Origin of the sequence: Bradyrhizobium sp. CIAT3101 (genome assembly GCF_029714945.1) — a bacterium.
Classification (GTDB): domain Bacteria; phylum Pseudomonadota; class Alphaproteobacteria; order Rhizobiales; family Xanthobacteraceae; genus Bradyrhizobium.
In genome coordinates, this window is sequence record NZ_CP121634.1 from 5,733,456 (window position 1) to 5,758,484 (window position 25,029).

Consider the following 25,029-nt stretch of genomic DNA (forward strand, 5'->3'; position numbering starts at 1 on the left):
GAACCGCTGAAGATGCCTCTGCTTACTCAAGGCAGTGCCCCGTCCCAAAGCGGCCTGGATTCCGCGAACGAAGCAGTGAAGCAGTCGCGCCTGGAGGCGCGACTGTTACCATTGCTTGGCGTCATTGCCGGAATGGTCGACTTCACCGGCTTCTTCACCCTGGGTCACATCTTCACGGCCCACGTGACCGGCAATATCGTGTTGGCCACCGTCGTTGCCATTGATGGCGGCTCGTTTCGCTGGGCACAGTTGTCGGCGCTCCCTGTCTTCATGATTGCTTTGGCGACTGTTTGGCTAATCGCCCAAGCTTCCGGCCGGCACGGTTCTCGTCTGGCGCGGCTGTTGCTCCAGGTTCAGTTCCTGGTGCTTCTCATGCTGTTGATCTTCAGCGTGATCACCAAGCCATCAGCCGATCCCGCTGGACTGAACGCCGATGCTGCGGCGACGATGGCCGTGTCGGCGATGGCCTGCCAATACGCACTCCTTCGCCTGGCGCTGCCCGGCGCGATATCGACTGCAGTGATGACCGGCAATCTGACCAATGCAGTCTTGTCCGCGATGGATCTCCTCGCCGCACGCAATCGTCTGCTGCCGCACGATTCCCCGCCGCTCAATCACTCGCTGTTTCGCCTGCTCAGCTTCATCCTGGGGTGCATCGTTGCTGCAGGAGCGGTCTTGCTGATGGGAGATTGGGCCTGGTCGCTTCCGGCAGCACTGGCGGGAATAGCGGTTGCGTTGGATTAATAGCGCTCGGCATCAAGTCTATCCGACGCCCCTCACATCTTGCCACGTACGCGAAGCACGCAAAAATCGAAGTTCGTCGAAAATCGCGCAAATCCTTGTACGTGGGCGTCAAACCCACGATTTCAAAGAACTGCAACGCCTATTGATCACTCGCCCGTGGACACAAAGGGCTCGAATCAAGCGACCTTTTTTCAACCGCTTGAATCGCTCGATCCGGAATGGAGCCGGATCGACGCAAGCCGTCGATCCCGTCACCAGGTCGGCCATCAACGCGCCGGCGCCCGGGCCGATACCGAACCCGTGACCGGAGAAACCTGTGGCGAGATAGAAGCCGGGAACGGAGCCGACCTGCGCCATGACAGGAACGGCATCCGGCGTAACGTCCATCAAGCCGGCCCACACCTTTGTTATCTTGGCGTCGCCGAACGCCGGGAACGCCTCGCGCAGATGGCGAACGCCGCCTCGAACGAATCGCCACGACGGATCGGGATCGAGAATGCGGACCTGTTCGAAAGGCGTAACTTCGTCGCTCTGCCAGCTTCGCGCTATCGACAGCTCGCGAAAAAACTGACCGCTGATGCGAAGTGTCAGCTCGTTCCAGCTCTTGATGAGCGTCGGTGTATAGTCGCAGAACAAACGAAAGCTATCCGGCGTGATCGGCGCAACATTTGCGTTGCGCTGAGCGACGGTGAACCCGCCGTCCAGACGGCGACGGAAAGCGAAGTTGCCCGCACCAACTGCGAAATCCGGAACGCCCTCGACGGAGGACAGGCGGACGACGCTGCCGAGGATCTTCAGGACCGGAAGATCGATGCCCATATTGCCAGCGAACAAGCGGGACCAGGCTCCTCCCGCCAGAACCACGGAAGAGCAGCGGATCTCACCGCGCTCGGTCACACAGCCGCTCACCCGGCCGGCCGATCGCTCGATGGAGCGGACCGCGCAATTGGTGAGGATTTGCGCGCCTTTGGCGGCCGCGGCCCGCGCCATCGCCGGGACTGCGATAAAGGGCTCCGCCTTGCCGTCGCTCGGCGTGTGCAACGCGGCGCGGAACGGCTTCGCCGCTCCGGGAATGAGCGTCTTCAGCGCCTCGCCGCTGACGAGGCGGGAATCGAGACCCAACGGGGCGGCATGCTTGAGCCACTCCTCGTACGTCGCGACATCGGCATCGGTGTCGCAGAGGTAGGCGATGCCCGTCTGCCGAAAGCCCGTTTCGCCGGCGATGCGCGCGTTCATGCCACGCCAGAGCCGGAGACTTTCGATGGCAAGCGGCAACTCGGCCGGATCGCGCCCCATCTGGCGGACCCAGCCCCAGTTTCGCGACGACTGCTCCGCTCCGATCAAACCCTTTTCACACAAGGCGACGCTGACGCCGCGCTCGGCCAGCGAGAGCGCCGTCGAGACGCCGATGATGCCTCCGCCGATGACGACGACGTCCACCTTCGCGGGTAGCTCCTGCGGCGTGACGACGAGATCGGGAATTATTCTGGACAAATTGTCCTCCTTCAGGCGTTCGTCGCCGTATCCTCTTCCGGGCCGACCGGAATAGCGGGCTGCTCCAATTCAGCCTCCCGGACGATCGAGGAAATCGCGCAGGCGATACCAGCCTGCAAAGAGCGGCAGGAACCACGGCCTGCCCGCATAGAAGGGCACGGCGGTGAATGTGTCCCGATCAAAGGCTGACGGCATGTTCTGCTCGCCAAGAATTTTCCGCGCCGTCTGATAGCCGAGATAGGTCATCAGCGCGACGCCGTTGCCGTTGCAGCCGGCTGCGAAGTCCGTGCCGTCGCGCGCCCCAAGATGCGCGAGCTTGTCGACCGTCATCGCCACACGCCCGCTCCACGCATGCGTGATCTTCACGCCCGCAAGTTGCGGCCAGATGGTCAACATGCGCATGTAGAGCCGCTTGGCGGCAAGCTTGTCCGGCATGTCGAAGATGCCCGGGCGCGAACCGAACAGAAGTCGCGTCCCGTCGGGCGACGGCCTTGTATAGATCAGGTCACGACGCGTATCGGACACCATTCGGGCGCGCGGAATCAGCTCGGCCAGCAGATCGGCCGGCAGCGGCTCGGTAGCGATCTGATAGCTCTTGACCGGCACGATGCGGCTGGCGAGCCCCGGCGTCGCATCCGCTCCGGTATAGCCGTTGGTGGTTGCGACGACGTGCGCAGCCCGGATGCTACCCCGCGCGGTCGGCACGATCTTCTCCCCGCCCGCTCCGTCCTGCACCATGCCCGCACGCGCATGCGAACGCAGCACGACGCCGGCGGCGCGCGCCCTGTCGCGCAGCGCCTTGTGATACTTGCCCGGGTGCAGACCGCCATATTGGTCGATCACCATGCCACCGTGATAATAGTCCGAACCGATTGCGGCCCGCTGATGCGCGCGATCGAGAAAATGCACTGTGACGCCGGTCTTTTCCGCCAGAAGCGCGCCATGCCGCTTCAGGGTTTCGTAGTTGCCCGCCGCGTGAGCGCCGAAAAAACGTCCAGTGAGCGCGAGGCCGGCATCCAGCTTCTCCGTCTCGACGAGCATCTTCAGATAGTCGAAGCTCTCATTGCTTTCGCCGATCAGGCGCGAGAACAGCACGGGGTCGATCCCCTTGATCGCGCCACTCACCACCAGCTTCTGACCGCTCGACACCATGCCGCCCGACCGCGTCGAGGCGCCCTCCCCGATCCGGTCGCCGTCAATGACGACGACCGAGCGCCCGGCGCGCGCCAGATGAGTCGCCGCGTTCAGCCCCGCATAGCCCGAGCCGATGACCACGACATCGGCGCGTTCCGGCAAGGGATCGAGATCGGTTTCCGGTTCGGCAGCCTCCCACCAGTAAGGCGCCTCCTTGAAGTCCTTGGCATAGATATCGTCAAAACGGGGCATGATGGATCGAGCCTTTCCGGCTTGTCTTTCTTTGAACGTGGGACGGCACGATCAGAGAACCTGACCGAGGAATTCGCGCGTGCGCGGATCTTGCGGATTGTCAAAGAGCTCTGCAGGCGGAGCGCTCTCCACGATCAGGCCATGATCGGTGAAGCAGACACGCTGCGAGACCTCCCGGGCAAACTTCATCTCGTGCGTCACCAGGATGCAGGTAAGACCTTCCTCCACCAGCTCGCGGATGGCGAAGAGCACGTCCTTCACCGTTTCAGGGTCCAGCGCCGCCGTCACCTCGTCGAACAGGATCACCTCCGGCTGCATCGCGAGCGCGCGCGATCGCCACGCGCTGCTGCTGCCCGCCGGAAAGTTGCCCCGGAAAGCTGTCGGCCTTCTCGGAGAGCCGCACCTTCTTCAGGAGCTTACGGGCGCGCTCCTCGACTTCGGCGCGGTCGTGTCCGAGCACCTGGATGGGCGCCATCATGATGTTTTGCAGCGCCGTGCGATGCGGAAACAGGTTGTATTGCTGGAACACCATCGCGACCTGATGGCGCAACGGCCGCATCGCCTTGTCGGACTTCAGTTCGTGCACGCGATGCGCACCGACGCGAATGAAGCCTTCGTCGATGGGAAACAGGCCGTTGATGCAGCGCAGGATGGTGGACTTGCCCGATCCGGAGGGACCGATGATGCAGACGGCCTCGCCTTTCTGCACGGACATCGAGATGCCCTTGAGAACCTCGAAGTCGCCGAAGGACTTGCGGACGTTGTCGAGCTCGATCAGCGCTTCGGTGCGGCTCACAGGCTGTCTCCCTTCACGGCACGTTCGAGCCGGCGCGCAATGGCCGCGATCGGATAGCAGTAGGCGATGAACAGGAAGAGGATGGTCAGGTAGAAATAGACGATCACCCGCTCATTCTCCATGGCGAGCAAGGTGTTGAGGATCGTCAGGACGTCCTGGATGCCGGTGACGGTCGCGAGCGCGGTCGCAATCATCAATAGGGCGTAGAGATTCATCCAGCCCGGGATCATGCGGCGCATCGCCTGCGGCATGATCACGTGGCGATAGATCTGGAAAGTGTTGTAGCCGAGCGAACGTGCCGCCTCCCATTGCCCGCTGTGAACGGACTGGACCGCGCCGCGGATGACCTCGGAGAAATTCGCTGCCGTCGGCAAAGCGAGGCCAATCACGGCTTTCACGAATGGCGGGAATGGAATGGTCGCGCCGAAGACGCGTACTTCGAAAGGCAGGAAATAGAGCGTTGCAAAGAGCAGAACGAGCCAGGGTGAATTGCGCAGGAAGTTCACCAGCAGAAGAGACGGAACTCGGATCAATCCGACCCGCGCAAGCGTCCCAAGACCCATGATCGTGCCGAGCGCGGTCGCCAGTGCCATGGAAGCGATCGAGAGGAGAATATTGAGGACAAAGCCGCCGGTGACCGGCCAACCGCTTGCTGAGCCGGTCAGAAGCAGCGGAAGCCGCACCAGCACTCGGGTCCAGTACGCCGAGCCGCCCGTCGCGGCATCGACAGCGATCCAGACCGCCACGCCAAGAGCGATCAGCAACTGGACGGCGCGCTTCTTGTCCTCGTAGTGGAGCACGAAACCCGTCATCAAAGCCCCCGTCCGTATCCAGGGAAGGCCATGAAAGCCTCGAGCCTCGCCATCGCGAATGTGAGAATTGACACCAGCACCACATAGATGAGAAGCACGAGGATCATGACCTCCAGCGTGCGAAACGTGTCGTTGTAGATCTGCCCGGCGTAGTACATCAGTTCCGGCACGGTGATGACGGACGCCTGCGACGTCGTCTTGAAGAGATTGGTCAGGATGTTCGTCAGCCCCGGCAGGCAGATGCGGGTCGCGATCGGCGCCTCGATGCGCCAGAAGCGGGCCCACCGGCCGTACCCGAGTGACCGCGCCGCATCGACGATCGACCGCGGCATGGTTTCGATCCCTGAGCGAAAGGCTTCGATGGCCAGTGCGCCGCCGAAGAGACTGAGCGAGATCGCAGCGCAAGCAAACGCGCTGAGCAGCGGCACCGACAGCCCGGTCGACGGATCGGTCACTTTGAGACCGAGGGTCGAGAGCGTGAAATAGGCAAAGAGCATCTGTAGCAGCGGCGGCGTGTTGCGAAACACCTCGACGAACAGCTCAATCAGGGCGTCGAGCCAGAATATCCTCAAGGTGAAGCCGAGAGCTCCGAGCATGCCGATGAGGATGGCAGCGCTCGACGAGAGTGCCGCCAGCTTCAGCGTGTTGACGACACCGATCAGCAGCCATCGCTGGTACGCCGGATCCGCGAGCCAGGAATAATCGAGACCTAACAAGGGCTGCTGCTCCGTGTCCGTCGGTTCTACTTCGCGGAAGCAGCCTTTGCCCGCGCAGCGATGTAGTCGGAGTGCGGCATGCCGAACTCGGTCTCCCACGCAATCAGCTTACCTTCCGCCTCGGCCTTGCCGATGGCCTTGTCGACGGCCTGACGGAACTCAGCGTCGTCCTTGCGGATGCCACCGGCCATCGGCTGGAATTCATAGGGTGCAACGGCGATCTTGTAGCCCGTCCAGTCGGCTTCCTTGAGCTTCTGCTGAAGCGTCATGTCGTCGAAGACAAAGCCGATGCAGCGATTGTCCTTCAGCGCGCGATAGGCTTCCGGCTGCGTCTTGAAGGCGACGAGCGTGATCCCGAACTCCTCGGTCATCTTCTTGTTGTAGTAGGAACCCTGAATGCCGCAGACCGACTTGCCTTTCAGTTCTTCCCACTTGGAGATCGTGGTCTCCTTGGCCATCAGCACCGATGGGCCGGCGGCGGAAACATATTCCGTCGTGAAGTCGATGACCTTGGCACGCTCGGCCGTGACGCCGAGCGTGGCGAAGATCGCATCGATACGGCCGGCGGTCAGGAAGTCGATGCGATTGGCAGCGATGACCGGCACGAGCTCGATCTTGTCCTCGGAGCCGAGGAGCTCCTTGGCGACGTACTTGGCGAGCGAGACCTCAAAGCCAACGACTTCGCCCTTGTCGTTCAAATAGCCGTAGGGCACGTAGTCATTCTTCACGCCGACGATCAGCTTGCCGCGTGCCTTGACGTTCTCGAGCGTCCCCGCCACGGCGGCGCCAGCAACGAAGAAGGTCGCGAGCGCGAGGGCAGAAACGCCCATCATCCTATTGAAGCCTGTCATCCTGTTCCTCTGGATAAATCAGGGCCTTCGGGCGCTGTTGCCGCAGCGCCGCGTCAGCCCGTCAGCTTTGTGCGAATGCAGAAATCGGGTCGCCCAAAGAATATGCACCTTTCTGAAGCGACCTAATTTTCATCATTGGAGGCTGATATTTTTCATTAGACAAGTTGCCAGCGGCATTTTTTTCATATTATGAGAATTTATGCGTCCGACCGCACAGCCACCTTCCGGTGGAGCCCAACTGCTCGACAGGACTGTCGTCCTGCTGGATCTCGTCGCCGATGGCGGAGTCGACGGCCTGTCGTTGAAGCAATTGGCGGCGCGCTCGGGGCTCAACACCGCCACCTGTCACCGCATCCTCAACACGCTGGTCGGCCACAAGCTGCTCGCGCGCGACGACAAGAAACGGCGCTACCGGTTGGGTGCACGCATGGCGATCTACGGCGTGCGCGCGGCCCGCGGCCCCGGAATCATCAGCCGCTGCGAGGTCGCGCTGACCCGGCTCAGGCGGCGCACCGGTGACACGACCCATCTCATGGCCCGCTTCAATCACGATTCAGTCTGCCTCGACCGGCGCGACGGCGAATGCATCGTGCCGACGCTGACGGGATCGATCGGCGGCTTCGTGCCCCTCGGCGTCGGCCCCGGCGCGATCGCGATGCTCGCATTCCTCGACGAGGACGAGCAGGATTACATCATCCGCGCCAATCTGGGGCGCTACGCATCCTATCGCAACCTCACCGAGGACAAGGTTCGGCAGTTGATCGCCGATACCCGCCGGCGGGGCTACGCGGTGGATATGGGCGAGCTCATTCCGGGCATTGCCGGCGTGGGCATGCCGATCATGACGCCGGGAGAAAAGCCGGGCGCAGCGCTCAGCTTCACCCTGCTCTGCGCCAAGGTCGGGCCCGGCGTCATCGAGCGTTATGGCGCCCTCCTCGAGGAGGAGATCAACGCCATCGTCGGTCAGTAGGACGGATGGGGAGCGTACGCCGGCATGTAGGTCGGGGCCGGCAATCCGAACTTTGGGTGGAGATCGAGCGCGTCATCGCGATTGGACGATCACGTGACCGATTGCCTCGTCACAGACGCGCCGACAGTTACATGATTCGAACCCAGGTGCCTTTGCATGCGGAGGATCTCACGGCAGCATCGATAAACTTCACGCCTGCGAGGCCATCCTCTACGGTCGGGAAAATCACCCGGGGATCCGGCTTGTCACCGGCGCGTGCCGCGCGGATGACACGCGCGGCCTCGGCGTAGATGGTTGCGAAACCTTCGAGGTAGCCCTCGGGATGACCGGAGGGGATGCGGGTGACGCGGGCCGCCTCTTGCAAAGCGCCGCTGCCGCCACGTGTCACGAGCCGCTTCGGCTGGCCGTAAGGCGTGAACCATAGCTGGTTCGGATTCTCCTGCGCCCATTCGAGGCCACCCTTGCTGCCGTAGACGCGCAGCGTGAGCCCATTCTCATTGCCGACGGCGACCTGGCTCGCCCACAGCACGCCCCTGGCGCCACCTTTCCACTTGAGAAGGATCTGAACATCATCGTCGAGGCGCCGGCCCTCGACGAAGGTCGATAACTGGGCGAGCAGTTCGTCGAGCTCGAGGCCGGTGACGAAGCAGGCGAGATTGTAGGCGTGGGTGCCGATGTCGCCGATACATCCGCCGGCGCCGGACCGAGCCGGGTCCGTGCGCCATGCCGCCTGCTTCTGGCCGCTCGCCTCCAATCGCTCCGTCAGCCAATCCTGGAGATATTCAGCCTGGACGAGCCTGACCTCACCGAGCTCGCCATTCGCGACCATGGCCCGAGCCTGCCGGACCATGGGATAACCCGTGTAATTGTGCGTCACCACGAATACCCTGCCCGTCTTCCTGACCAGCGCCACCAGCTCCTCGGCTTCCGTGACGGTCGTCGTCAACGGCTTGTCGCAAATGACGTGAATTCCGGCCTCCAGGAAGGCTTTCGCGACCGGACTGTGCATGTGGTTGGGTGTCACGATCGAGACCGCCTCGATACCGTCCGCGCGGGCGGCTTCCGCCTTCGCCATCTCCTCGAACGAGGCGTAGGCGCGGTCGTCGGCGATGCCGAGTTCCTGTGCGGAGGCTTTGGCCCGGACCGGATCCGAGGAAAGCGCACCGGCCACGAGCTCGAACTGGTCGTCGATGCGCGCGGCTATGCGATGGACTGCGCCGATGAAGGCTCCCTGGCCGCCGCCGACCATGCCGAGCCGGATACGACCGCGATTGCCGGCGTCGTTGCTTGCGTCGATGGTCATGTCTTGTCCTCGCTCATGAGAGGCCGAGCATCTTGCGGTTCGCTGCGTCGTCGGTGCCGGCACCCGCGAAATCGTCGAAGGCTTTCTCCGTAACGCGGATGATATGGCTCTTGATGAATTCGGCACCTTCGCGCGCACCTTGCTCGGGATGTTTCAGCGCACACTCCCATTCGAGCACGGCCCAGCTGTCGTAATCGTATTGCGTGAGCTTCGAGAAGATGGCGCCGAAATCGACCTGACCGTCGCCGAGCGATCGAAAGCGGCCGGCACGGTCGACCCAACTCTGGAAGCCGCCATAGACTCCCTGGCGGCCGGTGGGGTTGAACTCGGCGTCCTTAACGTGGAATGCCTTGATGCGCTCGTGGTAGATGTCGATGTAGTCGAGATAGTCGAGCTGCTGCAGAACGAAGTGTGACGGGTCATAGAGCAGGTTCGCGCGCTTGTGGCCGTTCACCCGCTCGAGAAACATCTCGTAGGAGATGCCGTCATGAAGGTCCTCGCCAGGATGGATCTCATAGGCGAGGTCGACACCGTGCTCGTCGGCATGATCGAGGATCGGCAGCCAGCGCCTGGCGAGCTCGTCGAAGGCGGCCTCGATGAGGCCGGCCGGTCGCTGCGGCCAGGGATAGACATAGGGCCAGGCAAGCGCACCGGAGAAGGTCGCTTGTGCCGTGAGCCCGAGTCGTCTGGACGCCACGATCGCGCGCTTGACCTGGTCGATGGCCCATTCCGTCCGAGCCTTGGCGTTGCCACGCACCTCCGGCGCCGCAAAGCCGTCGAATGCCGCGTCATAGGCCGGGTGAACGGCAACGAGCTGGCCCTGCAGATGGGTCGAGAGTTCGGTGATCGTAAGCCCGTGGCGGGCCGCAATCCCCTTCACCTCGTCGGCGTAGTCCTGCGACTCCGAGGCTTTCTTCAGATCGAAAAGCCGCCCATCCCAACTCGGAATCTGAACCCCCTCGTAGCCGAGCGAGGCTGCCCATCCGCAGATCGAATCGAGAGAATTGAACGGCGCTGCGTCGGCGGCGAACTGAGCGAGAAATATCGCCGGTCCCTTGATCATCTTCATCGAATGCGTCCTTGTCTCCGGGATGCTTTGGCATCACGCGCCTGCTGAACTCGATACCCCCACCAAAACTCGCCTGCCCTTGCTGGTTCCCGCCGACAGAGCGGGCACTTCATCCTAACGCCCACACGGGGCGGTCAGTTCTGGGGGGCTGTCCTGTGTCAGAACGTCTCCTCGGCCCACAATGCCATCGCATCGACATCGGACAGCGGCGCCGGTCGCTCTACGCGCGAGTGCACCACAATCTCTCCACCCTCGACGCTGGCCTTGAGGATCGCGTGCTTCACCTCCAGCGCGTGGCTCGCCAGCGCGCCGGAGGCGCGGTGTGGCGTGTCGTGCAGCACTGCACTTGCGAGTTCGGCGACACCCAGGCAACGATAGTTCGCCTGGTTCGGTATGTGATCGGCCCAATTCGGCGAGCGCCAGTTGGGCTTGCCGAACGGCCGGTCGTCCGCTGTGATAGAGATCCAGTCGCCACCCTTCTCGGTGTATTGCACCGCGCCGCCGAAGAAGTTGGGGTCCGGCACACGCAGCGAACCTTCGGTGCCGTAGAGTTCGATCGGCGGATGTCCGTGTTTCCAGACGTCCCAGCTCATTGCAAAGATGATGTCGGCGCCCGACTCGAAATGCAGAAGCGACATCACCGTCGTCGGCGTTTCAACCGCGATGGTCTTGCCGTTCATCGGCCCCTTCGAGGTGACGAGTCGCGAAGCAAAGCCGGAGCTCGCACGCCCCTGCACCCGTGCGACCGGACCCAACAGGTTGATCAGCGCGGCAAGGTAATAGGGCCCCATGTCGAGGATCGGCCCGCCGCCACGTTTGAAGAAGAAGGTCGGATCGGGGTGCCAGTGCTCCATGCCATGCGACATCAGAAAGCAGGTACCGTAGAGCACTCTGCCGATCCGACCCGTATCGATAAACTCGCGCGCAATCCGTCCACCGCCGCCAAGAAAAGTATCCGGCGCGCAGCCGAGCTTCAGGCCGCGGCGCGCCGCCTCCGCGACCAAGATCGCAGCGTCGTTGGCCTCGATCGTGATCGGCTTCTCGCCGAATACGTTCTTGTCCGCGGTCAACGCAGCGTGGCTTATCGCAAAATGTGCGTCCGGCGTGGTCAGGTTCACGACGATCCGGATGTCGGGACGCGCCAACAGCGCGTCGATCGATAAGGCCTCGATACCGAACTGCGCTGCCTGGGCTTGCGCGGCTTCAGGCCGAATATCCGCGCAAGCGATGAGCCTGAGATCGCGAAATTTCGGCATGTTCTGCATGTAGATCGTCGAGATGTTGCCGCACCCGACGATGCCAACTCCGAGCGTGCTCATGATCCCCTCCCCGTCACGTCCATGACGACACGGTCTCACGCGCCCGCCGCGCGAAGCGGGCGACGTCGTTCGGCTTGTCGTGCTCAGCGACGAACAGGGAGACCTTGGCATCTTTCATCGCCGCGCACAGCGCCGGCCAGTCCATGATGCCGTGCCCGGGATCGGCCCATCCGTCCTCATCGGTGCACTGCCCCGATGGCGCAAGATCCTTGATGTGACACGCGACCAACCGCGGCGCATGTTTCTTGATCTCGGCAACCGGATTCCCGCCGCCGCGCACGATCCAGGCGAGATCGGCCTCCCAGACCAGATCGGGAGCCTCCTCGAACAGGCATTCGAGATAGGTCTTGCCGCTTTCGCTGCGGCCATACTCCCAATGATGATTGTGCCAGCCGAATTTGAGCCCCTCACCGGTCACCACCTTTCCGATGTCGGCAAGCTCGCGCCCGATGCTGCGCCATTCCTTTTCGCCTCCCTCACGCTCGCCCAGCGGCGGGGCCGGCGCAAAGATGGTCTCGATGCCCAGCCCCTTGCACATCCGCGCCGTGCTAACCGCATCCTCACGCAAGCGGTCGAGGCCAACATGGGCACTCGGCGCGATCATCCCGTGGACCTCAAGAAGCCTCCTCAGCGTCTCGGGATCGTTGAACAGGCCGCCCCAAGGTTCGACCATCGTGTAGCCGAGGCTGGACAGCAGGGCGAATTGTGCCTCGAGTGAGGCGATGGAGCGGGCTGAATAAAGCTGGATGGAGAAACGGTCGATCGGCTTGGTCATGTCTCGCTTTCTGCTGGTAAGGATTTAAAGGCGCTGGCCGCTCGTCTCATCGAACAGCGACATGGCGTCGACGGGGAAGCGGACGGTCAACGTGTCCCCCACACGCATTGGCGCGTCCGCATCATGGCGGAAGGAGAAGGCGGCGCCATCAGCAAGGCGGCACCAGATCAATGTGTCGGCGCCCATCGGCTCGACCATTTCGACGCGCGCGGACACCGAGGATGGATCGCTGGACGCCGTCAGTTCGATGTGCTCGGGCCGGATGCCGAGAACGGCTGGCGCGTCGGTCGTCTGGCTATGCAAGGCATAGCCGTTCAGACCGATCCGATTTGCGCCGACGATAAATGCGAGCTCGCTGCCGCACGCGAGCCGGCCGGGAATGAAGTTCATCGCTGGTGAGCCGACGAAAGAGGCTACGAAGCGGTTCACGGGTTCGCGATAGATCTTCCTCGGCGTATCGAGCTGCTGGATCACGCCACCCTGCATCACCGCGATCCGGTCCGCCAGCGTCAGCGCCTCGATCTGATCGTGCGTCACGTAGATCATCGTGGCACCCAGCCGTGCGTGCAGCCGCTTGATCTCGACTCTGAGCTCGGCACGCAGCTGGGCGTCGAGATTGGAGAGCGGCTCGTCAAACAGATAGACGCCCGCATGGCGCACCAGCGCTCGCCCGATTGCGACACGCTGGCGCTGCCCGCCGGAAAGCTCGCTGGGACGGCGGTCGAGAAGATTGGTGAGCCGCAGGATCTGCGCGGCCTCTCCGACGCGGCGCTCGATCTCGTCTCGCGGCGTGCCCGCGACCGTCAGCCCGAACGACATGTTCCGGCGCACGCTCATGCGTGGATAGAGCGCGTAGCTCTGGAACACCATTGCGATGCCGCGATCCTTCGGCTCTGCCCATGTGACATCCCGGCCGCCGATATGGATCTCGCCACCCTTGGCCTCGATCAGCCCGGCGATCGCATTGAGCAATGTCGACTTGCCGCAACCGGAGGGCCCGAGCAGCACGAGGAATTCGGACTCGCCGACATGGAGATTGAGATTCTCCAGCACCTTCAGGCCGCCAAAGCCGATCTGCAGGCCTCTGATATCGACGTCCGATTTCTGCATGCTGCGTCAGCCTTTCACGGCACCGGCGGCAATGCCGCGCACGAACCACCGACCGGAACCGAAATAGACAACGAGCGGCAACAGCGCGGTCAGCAGCGTCGCAGCCATGTCGACATTGTAGGCGCGCTCGCCTTGCGTCGAGTTGACGATGTTGTTGAGCTGAACCGTCATCGGCAGATTGTCGCGGCCGGCGAAGACAAGCCCCAGGATGAAATCGTTCCAGATTCCGGTGGTCTGCAGGATCACCGCGACCACGATCATGGGGGTGGCCATCGGCATCATGATCCGCGCATAGATCTGATAGAAGCCGGCGCCGTCGACACGGGCGGCCTTGAACAACTCGACCGGCAACGATGCAAAATAATTCCGGAACAGCAGCGTCATGGTGGGAAGGCCGAAGATCGTGTGGATCATCACGATGGTTGAGAGCGATTGCCCGAGTCCGGCGAAGGAGAACACGCGAACCAAAGGATAGATGAACACCTGATAGGGAATGAAGGCGACCACCATCATCGCACCGAACAGCACGTTGGCGCCGCGCACACGCCATAGCGACAGCGCATAACCGGTGAGCGAGCCGACCAGGATGGAGAGGACAACCGACGGCACCAGGATACGCAGCGAATTGAGAAAGCCGATCTTGATGCCTTGGCAGGTCAGACCGGTGCAAGCAGAACTCCAGGCCTTGACCCATGCGTCGATGCTGGGAGCTGCAGGCAAGGCCAACAGATTGCCCTGCCGGATCTCAGCCATCGGCTTCAGCGACGTGACGACCATCACATAGAGCGGAAGCAGGAAGTAGAGCGCGGTAATGAAGATAAAGGCATACAGGCCCCAGCGCGCCGGGGTCATGCGCTTGCTCCGCCGCGCGGCGGACAAAGGCTGCACCAAGGCGGTCATCGCATCTCTCCCTTGCGCGCGCGCCAGTAAAGATAGGGAGCGACCACCGCGATCACCGTGATCAGCATGGTGGTCGCTGCCGCCGTCGCAAGTCCGATGTTGGCCCGTTCGAACAGATGATCCATGACGAATTTAGCCGGCACCTCCGAGGCGATGCCCGGCCCGCCATTGGTCATCGCGACCGAGAGATCGTAGAGGCGCACCACGCCCGTCGAGAGCAGCACCGCGGCAGTCGCAAAGCTGGCACCCATCATCGGGATGATGATCGACACATAGACCCGCCATTTCGGCAGGCCGTCGACCCGCGCCGCCTTCCAGATTTCGTCGTCGACGCCGCGCAGGCCGGCGAGCATGATCGCCATCACCAGCCCCGAAGCCTGCCAGACGCCGGCAATGACCAGGCAATAGATTGCGGTCTCCGGCCGTACAATCCAGTCGAAGGTGGCGCCTTCGAAGCCCCAGCTGCGCAACACATGCTGGATGCCGAGCGTGGGGTTGAGCAGCCATTGCCAGACCAGCCCCGTAACCACGAATGACATCGAATAGGGATAGAGATAGATCGAACGGATCGTATCTTCGGCGCGCACCCGCTGATCGATCGCAACCGCCAGCAGGAAGCCGATCAGAAGCGTGAGGGAAACGAACAGCACACCGTAGATGACGATGTTGTGGACCGAGGTGATCCAGCGGTCGTTGCCGAGCAACAGCTGATATTGCCGGAGCCCGACGAAATTGCTGTTCGGCAGCATGCGCGAGTTGGTCAGCGACATCCAGACGGTCCAGCTGGTGGCGCCGATATAGACGACGAACATCACCACCAGCGCCGGCAAGAGCGCGGAGATCGCGGACAGTCGGGAACTCAGCGCAAGACGCATGACATCGCCGGATTGAAGAGAAGTCGACGGGGAGTAAGGGCGACCGACAGTTCGTCGGCCGCCTTTGGTGACATCACTCCTGGGACTTCAGCACCGCTACGACCTTGGCTGAGAATTCATCGGCGCTCATATTGGTGTTCCAATATTGCGAGATGGCATCCTGCAGCGCACCGATCGTCGCCGGCGGTGCCAGCATGTCGCCGGACGGCATTTGCTGGGCTTTGTCCGCGACATAGCGCATACCCTTCTGGGCGCAAGCATCGAGTGCAGACGTATCGACATCGCTACGTACGGGAATCGAGCCCTTCTTCAGCGCGAACTGGATCTGGGTCTCGGGCGTCAGCATCAGTCTCGCCAAGGTCATCTGCGCCTTGGTGGTGGATGGATCCTTCGCTTTCGGGAACACGAACACGTCGCCGCCCATCACATAACCGCCGCTGCCATTGGATAGCACCGTGCAGCCATAGTCCTTGTCGGCGACCTTGCCCGCCGCAACGAATTCACCCTTGGCCCAGTCGCCCATGATCTGCATTCCGGCCTTGCCCTGGATGACGAGATTGGTCGCGTCATTCCAGTTGCGGCCGGGCGCGCCGGCATCGACATAGTCCTTGAGCTTCTTGTAGGTGATGGCGACTGTCTTGAATTCGGGGCTCCCCGCCAGCGAGACGTCGCGCTTGCCGAGGATGCCGGTCCACATCTGTGCGCCACCAACGCCGATCATGACCGCATTGAACAGGTTTTGCTCCCAGTTCTTCTGACCCGAGAAGGCCAGCGGGATCACCTTTCCGTCGGCCTTAAGCTTGTCGAGAATAGCGAGAGCGTCAGTCCAGGTCTTCGGCTCGGCAGCGCCAACGGAGGCCAGCACGGTCTTGTTGTACCAGAGCCAATTCTGACCGTGGATGTTGATCGGCACCGCATACATCTTGCCGTTGCGAGTCGCCGCGGCAACGATCGCGGCAGGCATGACGCCCCTCCAATTGCCCTCAGTCGCGACCGCATCGACATCGGCAAGCAGATCACCTTCCACCAGTTCATCAAACTGCTTGCCGGTGTTGAGCTGCATCGCAGTCGGAGGATTGCCGGCAACGGTGCGGCTGATCGCGGCGTTTCGCGCGTTGGCGGCGCCGGCCACGGCGCTATCGACCCACGTCCCACCGGCCTTGGTGAACTGATCGGCGAACACCTTCACCGCGGCGGCCTCTCCACCGGAGGTCCACCAATGAATGACCTCGGCCTTCATCTCTTCTGCCGAGACCGGCGCTCCAGCCAAGGCAATGGCGGCAATCGCCACTGATGCGAACAGCGTGCGCTTCATCATTCCCTCCCTGATCTGCCTTTGCAGCTTTGCATTCGGCTTTCGGCCTTTAAGGGCTCATTGCTTTACCGAATGTAATCGATTACATGAAGGCTAGCAGAACTCCTGGCTTTTGCAAGCGCCGTTGCGCCTCCGAGAGGACGAGCCTTTCCATGGCAAAACGAAGCAGAACGACGCGCCCAAAGGCCACCAAGATCGCCGATGTCGCGCGACTGGCAGGAGTTTCGGTTGCGACCGTCAGCCGGACGCTGGCGCGCCCCGAGGTCGTGATTGAGGAAACCCGCACACGCGTGCTCGCCGCGGTGCGCGAGACCGGCTACGCGCCGAACATTTCCGCAAGGAACCTGCGCGTCCGGAAGACCATGGTCGTGTTGGTGGCGGTGCCGGATATCGCCAACCCCTTCTTCGCTGAGGTCCTGCAGGGCATCGATGATACGCTATCGGCCGCCGGTTATGGACTCATCATCGCCAATCTAACCGGCTCGCCGGAGAAGGAGGCGCGCTACGTTGATCTGGTCTGCGCCGGCCAAGCCGACGGCGTACTGCTCTTGTGCGGCCATGTGATGCGCAGCCCCGACCGCGACTTGCTCGAGGCGCGCGTGCCGCTCGTCGCCGCTTGCGAGTACATTTCCGGCGAAAGCTTCCCCCAAGTCACAATCGACAATGTCGGGACCGCCAGCGAGGCGGTGCGACACCTGCTGGAGCTCGGACACACAAGCATCGCCTATCTGTCCGGACCGAAATCCAACATTCTCGAGCAGCAGCGTTTCGAAGGCTATCGTCAGGCCTTGCGCGAGGCGGGTATTGCGGCTGAGGCAGGCTTGATTCTGCCCGGCGATTTCACCTTCCGTACCGGCGTCGAGGCCGGCCGGGCGCTGCTGGCGCTCGGACCCGCGGCGCGTCCCACTGCCCTGTTTGCAGCCAATGACGAGATGGCGATCGGCCTTATCAAAACCGTGCACGCGGCCGGCCTGCAGGTCCCGGACGATCTCTCCGTCGTCGGCTTTGACGGCATTGCCTATGCCGACTATTGCGAGCCGACCTTGACGACCATCGTCCAGCCCCGCCGCGATCTCGGAGCCACCGCCGCAGCCGAACTGATTGCGCTGATGACGACCGGCAAGACGGGGCAGCGGAAGGACATCAATCTTCCCGCCACGCTGATGCTGCGCGACAGCACGCGCCCGCCGCGGAAGAGTTCCGCCCATTCATCCCAGGGCGCGAAGGACTACGATCCGGGCAGTGCGACGCCAGTCAGCTCGCGCAGCCTGCCGACCAGACCGTCCTGAAACCCGGCGTCCGTTGCTTCGCTGGCCGGCTGCTGCTCCTGTAAATTATGCCAATAGCGACCACTGACCAACGCGGCGGGGTCGTTGCTTACGGCTAACCAGGTTTGTGTCTTCTGTCCTGTCGCGATATCGACCGGGGCGCCTGAGCCGCCCATCCTTGTGCGCGCCCAGCCGGGATCAACCGCGTTGCTCAGGACCTGCGGCCAACGTCGCGCCAGCGCGAACGCAAGCGCAACGACGTGAAGCTTGCTCTCGGCATAAGCCTTTGCGGCATCCCAGGACCTCTTCGTCCAGTCGAGATCATTCAGCGACCCCTCCCCGCCGCGATGCAAGCCGCTGCTGAGATAGACCAATCTGGCGGGGCGCTCGATCAGCGCCGTCAATATGTAGGGCGCAACGGTGTTGATCGCCAATGTGCTCGCATGGCCTTCCAGAGTCGAACCTCGATTCGGCTGCGTGTAGATACCGGCGTTGTGAATGACGGCATCCATGCGCCCGATCGCGTTCACCTGATCCGCGATGCTCCTGGTCTCGGTGCCGTTCTGGAGATCGCCGATCACAACAGCCTCAGCGCGAGGGGCGAGCTCTTCGAGCGCCGCGGCGCGATCGGCCGAACGTGCGTGCAGCACCACGCGGTGACCTTGGTCGAGGAGCGATTGCGCCGCCGCCCGGCCAAGCCCGTCGGTGCTGCCAGTGATGAAAACGATTGCCATGCGGTGCTCCTCTGGGCGCTTCAGGCCTACACTCCACCGATGGCATCTGCGGGGCAAGCTGCTTGACTGACGGCCGCATTGCGAGCTTGGGGATTATCCTATCGTCGTGGATGATTGAACTTTCCGTCCATCAGATACCCCAGCGTAGCGCCGCGGTATGCACCTGGGCATCCCACAATTCTTTCGACTGGCCATCGAGCACGGAGACAGTGATGGAGGCACCCGCCATATCCAGGGACGTCACATAGGAACCGGTCAAGAAACGTGTCGCCGTGATCCCCGCCCCGTCCAGAATGCGCTTGGCGCTATTGACCATCAGATAGAGTTCGATCAGTGGCGTTGCGCCGAACCCGTTGACCAGAAGCAGAACCTCGCTGCCCTTGCTCGGCGCAAGATCACCCAGGATCGCATTGAGCATCTCGGCAGCGATGGCATCGGCGGACGCCAGCGGCACCCTGCGGCGACCCGGCTCGCCGTGAATGCCGACACCCATTTCCATTTCATTGTCGGCCAGGGTGAAATTCGGCCGGCCCGCCGCCGGAACGGTGCACGGCAGGAGCGCCACGCCCATCGAGCGTGTGCGCCGATTCACGTCATCGCCGAGCGTCTTGAGCGCGGCAAGCGGCATGCCTTTTTCGGCCGCGGCACCGACCATCTTTTCCACGATCAGCGTGCCTGCAACACCGCGCCGACCGGTCGTGTAGGTCGACTTCTCGACCGCGACGTCGTCGTTGGTCACCACGCTGGCGATCTCGCGACCGGCCATCTCGGCGGCCATGGTGAAATTCATCACATCGCCTTCGTAGTTCTTGACGATGAAGAGCACACCCGCCTCGGTGTCGACGGCCTCGGCCGCCTCGATCATCTGATCCGGCGTCGGCGAGGTGAAGACCTGGCCCGGACAGGCGGCATCGAGCATGCCGACACCGACGAAGCCCGCATGGAGCGGTTCATGGCCGGAGCCGCCGCCCGAGATCAGCGCGACCTTGCCCGGCTTCAGGGTACGGCGGCGCACGAACTTCCTGTCGGCACCGAGCAGCAGGATATCGGCATGCGCCGCAGCCAATCCGTCGAGACTCTCTTCGAGCACCGCATCCGTGCTGTTGATCAGCTTTTTCATGGCGTCCTCCCGGTTATCTTTTTTGCAGTCACAATTCGTCAGCCGATGCTCTCGGCGTAGCGTGCGAGCTGGGCAGCGAAGTCGACGATGAGCTGCTCGAGCGCGCGATTCTTCTTGTCGTCACCGAGATCGGGCACCGTCACGGTCACGACGCGGGTGCGCGCCTCGCGATGGGCGCCGCGCAACCGTCCCGGATGTGCGCGACCATAGGCTTCGAGGAAAGCCGCACGCTCGGCACCGGCGAGATGGCAGACCTCGAAGATGATGGGGACATGCTTCGCCGGAATCGGCACCAGATAGGCCGGATTGGTGATCTGGCTGACGAAGGAGCGGTTCTTGCCGAGCGCCGCCGCGAGCTTCAACCGCGTACCGGACGGCCGGTTGTCGAGGGCCCGCCGCAGGATCAGTTTGTAGTCCGCGACGTTGCTGTCGCCCGGCCGGCTTGTGTCCTCGCCTGCGTCGTCGCTCATGCGGTCACCCCGGCGATGGCAGCCTTGAGCCGTGCCACCGCAATCGGCGAGACCGAGAGCGTCGTCAGGCCCGTCGCCAGTAGCGCTTTCGTCAAGCGCGTATCGGCCGCCGCATCGCCGCAGAGCGAGACCTCGACGCCGCGCTTGCGCCCGGCCTCGACGGTCCGCGCGATCAGCGCCAGCACCGCGGGATGACCGGCATCGTTGAGGTCAGCGACAGCGCCGATGTCGCGCGCCGCAGCCATCGTATATTGGGTCAGGTCGTTCGACCCGATGGAATAAAATGCAGCGCCAAAATCCTCCGCACAGAGCGCTGCCGCCGGGACCTCGACCATGATGCCGAGCGGTGGCCGCGCGCAGGCGATGCCTTCTGCCGTCAGCGTCGCAAACTCCGCATCCAGCATGGCGTTGGCACGATCGAGCTCGGCGGGAACCGCAATCATCGGCAACATCACCTTCAACGTGCCATGGACGGCCGCACGGCACAGCGCCCGCAACTGCACGCGAAACACCTCCGGCCGCGCAAGCGAGAGCCGGATCCCGCGCAGGCCCAGAAACGGATTGCGCTCGCTATCGACCGTCAGGCCGGCAATTGGCTTGTCACCGCCGGCATCGAGCGTGCGGATCGTCACCGGCCGCCCCGCAGCCCATTCGAGAATGCGTCGATAGACCGCGTATTGCGCATCCTCACCGGGCAGGCCCCTCGATCCCTCGAACAGAAATTCGGTCCGCACGAGTCCGATGCCGTCGCAAATAGCGGGATCGAGGCTTACGACATCTTCGGGCGCTGCGACGTTGAGAAGGACGGCGATGCGCCGGCCGTCGGCCGTCACAGCCGGCTTGAGGCGGCCCGCGTCGGCAGCGATCTGCGCTGCATTCGCCGCCGCCATCCGATGCTCGAACAGGCGGCGCGTTTCGGGCTGGGGATCGAAAATCACGGTGCCGGTATCGCCGTCGACAAGCGCCAGCGACGGCGGCTGTCCGTTCCATGGCAATGGACCCAATCCGACCACCATGGGAGCGCCGCGCGATCGCGCGAGCATCGCGACATGCGACGACGGCGATCCGCTCGCGAGCGCAATGGCGCCACCGCGGGTCCAGTCGACTGCCAGGAATGTCGACGGCGAAATATCATCGCCCGTGACGACGGAATCACCGGAGATCCTTGCGACCTGATCCGCGCCGTTCAAACCCGCAAGCACGCGATCGCGAATGTCGACCAGATCGGCAGCACGAGCCCTGAAATATTCCTCATCCGCGGCGCGATAGCCCGCAATCTCCACGTCCAGCGCTGCGCACCAAGCCTCATCGGCAGCCGTGCCGCCCGCAATGGCTTCGTAAGCTCCCTCCGAAAGCGCATCGTCACCGAGCATCGCGACCTGGAATTCCAGGATCTCCGCGGCTTCGCCATGAACCGTCGCGATCAGTTCGGCGAGCTCTGTGGCTGCCCCATCGATCGCCGCCTTCAGCGCCGCGGCCTCCTGCGTGGGATCACCCTTGGTCACCCTGCTCGCCACAGCACTCGTCAGCACGGCGACCGGGCCGATGGCGAGGCCAGGCGAAGCAGGATGGCCGGTGAGATGGATCTCGCCCACGACTTTACGCCTCGCCGAAACCATCATGCACCAGCGCCAGCATGGCTGCGAGCGCCGCGTCACCATCGGGACCGGCGACGCGGAAATGCAGCGTTGCACCTTGCGGTGCTTTCACACGCATCACCTTCACCGGGCTCTTGGCGTCGGTCCAGGGTCCGTCGGCAGCAAGCGCGATTTCGATCTTTGCGGCAAAGCCCTTTGCCAATTGCGTGAGCTTCACCGATGGCCGCGCGTGCAGGCCGACCGGATTGACAAGGACCGCGAAAGCGGTCAGCGGCGCAAACGTCTGGGCAGCCCGGTTGGCGTTGGCATCATGCATAGAATTCCTCCGCACTGCGCTTGACGGCGGCAAGCGACGAGCCGCCCGAAGATTCGGTCGCAGCAATCACAGCCCCCTCGACCACCGGGGCATTACAAACCAGCACGCGCGCGCGCCGATCTTCGGGGAGCATCTCGACCGCCATCTCCGAATTGGTCTCGGCACCGCCGAGATCGACGAGGATCGCGACGCCCGCCGGTGACCAGGCTTTCTCGATCGCATCGAGAATTCCTGCAACGTTCGTACCGAGCCCACCGTCGACATCCCCGCCGGTCCAGGCCAGCGGCACGGCATCCCCGACCATCTGGCGCACCATATCGGCCGCGCCTTCCGCGATCTTCGGCGAATGCGACACGATGACAATTCCGACATTGCTCATGTATTGACCTCGAACTCCAGTGTCTCAACTGCTGCGCCGATCAGAAGGGACGCCGAGCGCGAGCCCGGGTCCATATGACCGATGGAACGTTCCCCGAGAAACGACGCGCGGCCGCGAATCGCTTGCATCGGCGTGGTACGATCGGCCGCTTGCACGGCCTCCGCCGCGATCGCCCTGGCGTCGCCGCCTCCCGCCAACACGGCGTGAACCGGCACGAGCACATCCAGCAGCGTCTTCTGCCCTGCCTCGGAACGGCCGCGCGCCTTGACGGCCTCGATCGCTTTCTCCGTCGCCGCGACCAGATCGGCCCGGCTCGGCTGCTCCGGAAGCGCCTTGCCCAGTTCCATGAAGAAGGTCCCGACCAGCGGCCCCGAGGCGCCGCCGACCTTCATGACCAGGGTCATTCCGATCGCCTTCAGCATCTCCGGGAGCGACTTGTCGGCAAGGCCCGGCAATGTCGCCAGCACCGCCTCGAAACCGCGCTTCATGTTCAGCCCGTGATCCCCATCGCCGATCGCCTGGTCAAGGCTCGTCAATTCGTCCGCGTGTTCAATCACGGCTCCTGCGAGCGCTCGCACCAGTCTTTCTCTGGCTACCCGATCAAGGCTCATGCCGCTACCCTCCAGCCCATCGCATCGAAAAACAGCGGTCTGTTCAGACGGAGCGACACCATATCTCCGGCGCCGAAGCCCGCCTCGGGATCCGCCAGGGTCACGACCGGCCGGCCGGCGAGGTCGAGATGGAGATGGCTCTGGTCGCCGAGATGTTCGACCCGCTTAACGGTCGCCGACACGTCACCACCGCCGCGCGCAATCGTCAGGTGCTCGGTCCGCGCGCCGACCGTCTCGGCGCCGGCCGGGGCGCCACCGAACAGGGCAGCCGGCAGCAGATTGATCGTTGGCTGGCCCAGCCTTGCTGCGACATGCGCATTGATCGGGTTCTCGTAGATCTCGCGCGGCGTGCCGATCTGCATCAGCCGTCCGCCTTCGATCACGCCAATGCGCGAGGCCATGGTCATCGCTTCGGTCTGGTCGTGAGTGACATAGAGGATCGTCGCGCCGAGATCGACCTGGATCCGCTTGAGCTCGAGGCGCAGCTCGCCGCGAAGCTTGGCATCCAGCGAGGAAAGCGGCTCGTCCATCAGATAGATCGAGGGCGAACGGACCAGGGCGCGACCGATCGCGACGCGCTGCATCTGTCCGCCCGACAGCTGCGTCGCCTTGTTGTCCAGCTTGGTTTCGATGTGAAGCAGACGCGCCACCTCCTGCACCTTCGCGCGGATATCCGCCTCCGGCACGCGGCGGGTCGGCGCGCGCAACGCGAAGGCCATGTTCTCGAACACGGTCAGATGCGGATACAGCGAATATTGCTGGAAGACAAAGGCGACGTCGCGGTCGGCCGGTGCATCGCCGGTCACGTCGCGCCCATCGATCCGGATCGAACCGCTGTCCGGCTGCTCCAATCCAGCAATCAAGCGCAAGGCCGTGGTCTTGCCGGCGCCTGTCGGCCCGAGCAACGCGACGAACTCGCCGTCACCAATGGTCAGCGACAGATCGCTCAAGGCTTGCGTCTTGCCGAACGCCTTGGAGACGGCGTTGATCTCGACCTCAGCCATGCGTGCCTCCTTCATGCAGCGCGGTGCGAATCGCCCGGCCCGATGCCTTGTCGAAGATCGACAGCGTATCGGGCCGGAAGTCGAGCCCGACAGTCTCGCCGGTCCGGAACGATCTGCTGCTGGGTGAGCGGGCCTTGAGTGCGCCGTAATGCGTCGTCACGGTCACGATCTGCGTCGTGCCGAGATATTCCGTCCCATAGACCTCGCCGCGAACCATGCCGCGATCGGTGAAGCGCACGTGCTCTGGCCGTACCCCGAGCACGAGCTCGCTTTCCGCCATCGCCTCGCGCGCAGCTGGAATGGCAACGTCTCGCTCGCCTAGCCTAATCGCGTCTGCGCCTGTCTGCAGGCCTCCGCGGAACGGGAGGAAATTCATGGGCGGCGAGCCGATGAAATCCGCGACGAACAGCGAAGCCGGCCGGTCATAGATGTCGCGCGGGCTTGCGACCTGCTCGACGACGCCGTTGTTCATCACCGCGATCCTGTCGGCCATCGCCATGGCCTCGAGCTGGTCATGCGTAACATAGACGGTCGTCGCACCCAGCCGGTCATGCAGAGACCGCAGCTCGTGAATCATGGCCTCCCGCATCTCGGTATCGAGTGCGCCGAGCGGCTCGTCCATCAGAAAACATTTCGGCTTGCGCACGATCGCTCGTCCAAGCGCGACACGCTGACGGTCGCCGCCGGCAAGTCCCGATACCGATCGATCGAGGAGATGGGAGATCCGCAGGATGCGCGCGGCCTCGACGACCCGCCGGTCGCGCTCGGCGGCACTGATCCCTTCGCATTTCAAGGGAAAACCGATATTGCGGCGGACATTCATGTGCGGATAGAGCGCGAAGAGCTGGAACACGAAGGCGATGTCGCGCGCCGATGCGCGGTTCATCGTCACGTCTTCGCCATCGAGCCGGATGGTGCCTGATGTCGGCAGCTCCAGGCCGGCAATCATGCGGAGCGTCGTGGTCTTGCCGCAGCCGGACGGTCCGAGCAGGCAGAGGAACTGGCCGTCCTCGATCGTGAAGCTGGCGGACTTGACCGCATGAAACCCACCGAAGGATTTGTCGAGCGCCTCGACCTTGATCTGTGCCATCGCC

At 63.3% G+C, this 25,029-nt stretch carries 25 protein-coding genes and 1 pseudogene; 3 read left to right on the forward strand and 23 right to left on the reverse strand.

Features of this window, described 5'->3' with window-relative positions:
- Positions 1-12 precede the first annotated feature (12 nt).
- Positions 13-744, forward strand: a complete 732-nt coding sequence (locus QA645_RS27255; protein ID WP_283044603.1) for a DUF1275 family protein — start codon at positions 13-15, stop codon at positions 742-744.
- 108 nt (positions 745-852) lie between these two features.
- Here QA645_RS27255 and QA645_RS27260 read toward each other — a convergent pair whose 3' ends face one another.
- The 6 genes and pseudogenes from QA645_RS27260 to QA645_RS27285 all read right to left on the reverse strand — a co-directional run bounded on the left by QA645_RS27260 (position 853) and on the right by QA645_RS27285 (position 6,799).
- A complete protein-coding gene (locus tag QA645_RS27260; RefSeq protein ID WP_283044604.1) occupies positions 853-2,238 on the reverse strand; it encodes an FAD-binding oxidoreductase in 1,386 nt (461 codons plus the stop codon).
- 69 nt (positions 2,239-2,307) lie between these two features.
- Positions 2,308-3,624: an FAD-binding oxidoreductase gene (locus QA645_RS27265; RefSeq protein WP_283044605.1), complete on the reverse strand. Its 1,317-nt coding sequence runs from the start codon at positions 3,622-3,624 to the stop codon at positions 2,308-2,310.
- Between the two features lie 51 nt (positions 3,625-3,675).
- A pseudogene (locus QA645_RS27270) lies at positions 3,676-4,420 on the reverse strand (amino acid ABC transporter ATP-binding protein).
- Positions 4,417-5,232 carry an amino acid ABC transporter permease gene (locus QA645_RS27275; RefSeq protein ID WP_283044606.1) on the reverse strand — a complete coding sequence of 272 codons (816 nt, stop codon included), beginning with the start codon at positions 5,230-5,232 and terminating at the stop codon, positions 4,417-4,419. The pseudogene QA645_RS27270 and the gene QA645_RS27275 overlap by 4 nt, the downstream one beginning before the upstream one ends.
- On the reverse strand, positions 5,232-5,948 hold the full coding sequence (locus QA645_RS27280) for an amino acid ABC transporter permease (protein WP_254130589.1): 717 nt from the start codon (positions 5,946-5,948) through the stop codon (positions 5,232-5,234). Before QA645_RS27280 ends, QA645_RS27275 begins: the two co-directional genes overlap by 1 nt.
- Positions 5,949-5,974: 26 nt before the next feature.
- Positions 5,975-6,799 (reverse strand): transporter substrate-binding domain-containing protein, encoded by an 825-nt coding sequence (locus QA645_RS27285; RefSeq protein ID WP_283044607.1) that lies wholly within the window; start codon positions 6,797-6,799, stop codon positions 5,975-5,977.
- A gap of 199 nt (positions 6,800-6,998) precedes the next feature.
- Between QA645_RS27285 and QA645_RS27290 the strand changes: the two genes are divergently transcribed.
- The gene (locus tag QA645_RS27290; protein ID WP_254130587.1) at positions 6,999-7,769 is read left to right on the forward strand and encodes an IclR family transcriptional regulator; all 771 of its coding nucleotides are present in this window, start codon (positions 6,999-7,001) and stop codon (positions 7,767-7,769) included.
- Between the two features lie 127 nt (positions 7,770-7,896).
- Here the strand turns inward: QA645_RS27290 and QA645_RS27295 are convergent, their stop codons facing one another.
- From QA645_RS27295 to QA645_RS27330, 8 genes are all read right to left on the reverse strand, one after another.
- The gene (locus QA645_RS27295; RefSeq protein WP_283044608.1) at positions 7,897-9,072 is read right to left on the reverse strand and encodes a Gfo/Idh/MocA family oxidoreductase; all 1,176 of its coding nucleotides are present in this window, start codon (positions 9,070-9,072) and stop codon (positions 7,897-7,899) included.
- 13 nt (positions 9,073-9,085) lie between these two features.
- Positions 9,086-10,141, reverse strand: coding sequence for a sugar phosphate isomerase/epimerase (locus QA645_RS27300; protein WP_283044609.1), 1,056 nt, complete (start codon positions 10,139-10,141; stop codon positions 9,086-9,088).
- Between the two features lie 158 nt (positions 10,142-10,299).
- On the reverse strand, positions 10,300-11,460 hold the full coding sequence (locus tag QA645_RS27305) for a Gfo/Idh/MocA family oxidoreductase (protein ID WP_283044610.1): 1,161 nt from the start codon (positions 11,458-11,460) through the stop codon (positions 10,300-10,302).
- Between the two features lie 13 nt (positions 11,461-11,473).
- The gene (locus QA645_RS27310; RefSeq protein WP_283044611.1) at positions 11,474-12,235 is read right to left on the reverse strand and encodes a sugar phosphate isomerase/epimerase; all 762 of its coding nucleotides are present in this window, start codon (positions 12,233-12,235) and stop codon (positions 11,474-11,476) included.
- A gap of 24 nt (positions 12,236-12,259) precedes the next feature.
- Positions 12,260-13,345: a sn-glycerol-3-phosphate ABC transporter ATP-binding protein UgpC gene (gene ugpC / locus QA645_RS27315; protein ID WP_283044612.1), complete on the reverse strand. Its 1,086-nt coding sequence runs from the start codon at positions 13,343-13,345 to the stop codon at positions 12,260-12,262.
- Positions 13,346-13,351: 6 nt separating this feature from the next.
- On the reverse strand, positions 13,352-14,245 hold the full coding sequence (locus QA645_RS27320; protein ID WP_254193062.1) for a carbohydrate ABC transporter permease: 894 nt from the start codon (positions 14,243-14,245) through the stop codon (positions 13,352-13,354).
- A complete protein-coding gene (locus tag QA645_RS27325) occupies positions 14,242-15,120 on the reverse strand; it encodes a sugar ABC transporter permease (protein WP_254130580.1) in 879 nt (292 codons plus the stop codon). Before QA645_RS27325 ends, QA645_RS27320 begins: the two co-directional genes overlap by 4 nt.
- Before the next feature lie 73 nt (positions 15,121-15,193).
- A complete protein-coding gene (locus QA645_RS27330) occupies positions 15,194-16,435 on the reverse strand; it encodes an ABC transporter substrate-binding protein (RefSeq protein ID WP_283044613.1) in 1,242 nt (413 codons plus the stop codon).
- Positions 16,436-16,725: 290 nt separating this feature from the next.
- On the opposite strand from QA645_RS27330, the gene QA645_RS27335 reads away from it, so the two are divergent.
- Positions 16,726-17,724 (forward strand): LacI family DNA-binding transcriptional regulator, encoded by a 999-nt coding sequence (locus tag QA645_RS27335; protein WP_283044614.1) that lies wholly within the window; start codon positions 16,726-16,728, stop codon positions 17,722-17,724.
- On the opposite strand, the gene QA645_RS27340 is transcribed toward QA645_RS27335, so the two are convergent.
- From QA645_RS27340 to QA645_RS27380, 9 genes are all read right to left on the reverse strand, one after another.
- Entirely contained in the window at positions 17,664-18,437 is a 774-nt protein-coding gene (locus tag QA645_RS27340) for an SDR family NAD(P)-dependent oxidoreductase (RefSeq protein WP_283044615.1), read from the reverse strand. The two genes, QA645_RS27335 and QA645_RS27340, sit on opposite strands and share 61 nt — an antisense overlap.
- A 130-nt stretch (positions 18,438-18,567) precedes the next feature.
- Positions 18,568-19,557, reverse strand: a complete 990-nt coding sequence (gene dhaK, locus QA645_RS27345; protein WP_283044616.1) for a dihydroxyacetone kinase subunit DhaK — start codon at positions 19,555-19,557, stop codon at positions 18,568-18,570.
- Positions 19,558-19,595: 38 nt separating this feature from the next.
- Positions 19,596-20,027, reverse strand: a complete 432-nt coding sequence (locus QA645_RS27350) for a hypothetical protein (RefSeq protein WP_027557146.1) — start codon at positions 20,025-20,027, stop codon at positions 19,596-19,598.
- Positions 20,024-21,622 carry a phosphoenolpyruvate--protein phosphotransferase gene (gene ptsP / locus QA645_RS27355; protein ID WP_283044617.1) on the reverse strand — a complete coding sequence of 533 codons (1,599 nt, stop codon included), beginning with the start codon at positions 21,620-21,622 and terminating at the stop codon, positions 20,024-20,026. The genes QA645_RS27350 and ptsP overlap by 4 nt, the downstream gene beginning before the upstream one ends.
- Positions 21,623-21,626: 4 nt before the next feature.
- Positions 21,627-21,941 (reverse strand): HPr family phosphocarrier protein, encoded by a 315-nt coding sequence (locus tag QA645_RS27360; RefSeq protein WP_283044618.1) that lies wholly within the window; start codon positions 21,939-21,941, stop codon positions 21,627-21,629.
- A complete protein-coding gene (gene dhaM / locus QA645_RS27365) occupies positions 21,934-22,320 on the reverse strand; it encodes a dihydroxyacetone kinase phosphoryl donor subunit DhaM (RefSeq protein WP_283044619.1) in 387 nt (128 codons plus the stop codon). The genes QA645_RS27360 and dhaM overlap by 8 nt, the downstream gene beginning before the upstream one ends.
- A complete protein-coding gene (gene dhaL, locus QA645_RS27370) occupies positions 22,317-22,931 on the reverse strand; it encodes a dihydroxyacetone kinase subunit DhaL (RefSeq protein ID WP_254130574.1) in 615 nt (204 codons plus the stop codon). The genes dhaM and dhaL overlap by 4 nt, the downstream gene beginning before the upstream one ends.
- The gene (locus QA645_RS27375) at positions 22,928-23,935 is read right to left on the reverse strand and encodes an ABC transporter ATP-binding protein (protein WP_254130573.1); all 1,008 of its coding nucleotides are present in this window, start codon (positions 23,933-23,935) and stop codon (positions 22,928-22,930) included. The genes dhaL and QA645_RS27375 overlap by 4 nt, the downstream gene beginning before the upstream one ends.
- Entirely contained in the window at positions 23,928-25,025 is a 1,098-nt protein-coding gene (locus tag QA645_RS27380; RefSeq protein ID WP_283044620.1) for an ABC transporter ATP-binding protein, read from the reverse strand. Before QA645_RS27380 ends, QA645_RS27375 begins: the two co-directional genes overlap by 8 nt.
- Positions 25,026-25,029 lie beyond the last annotated feature (4 nt).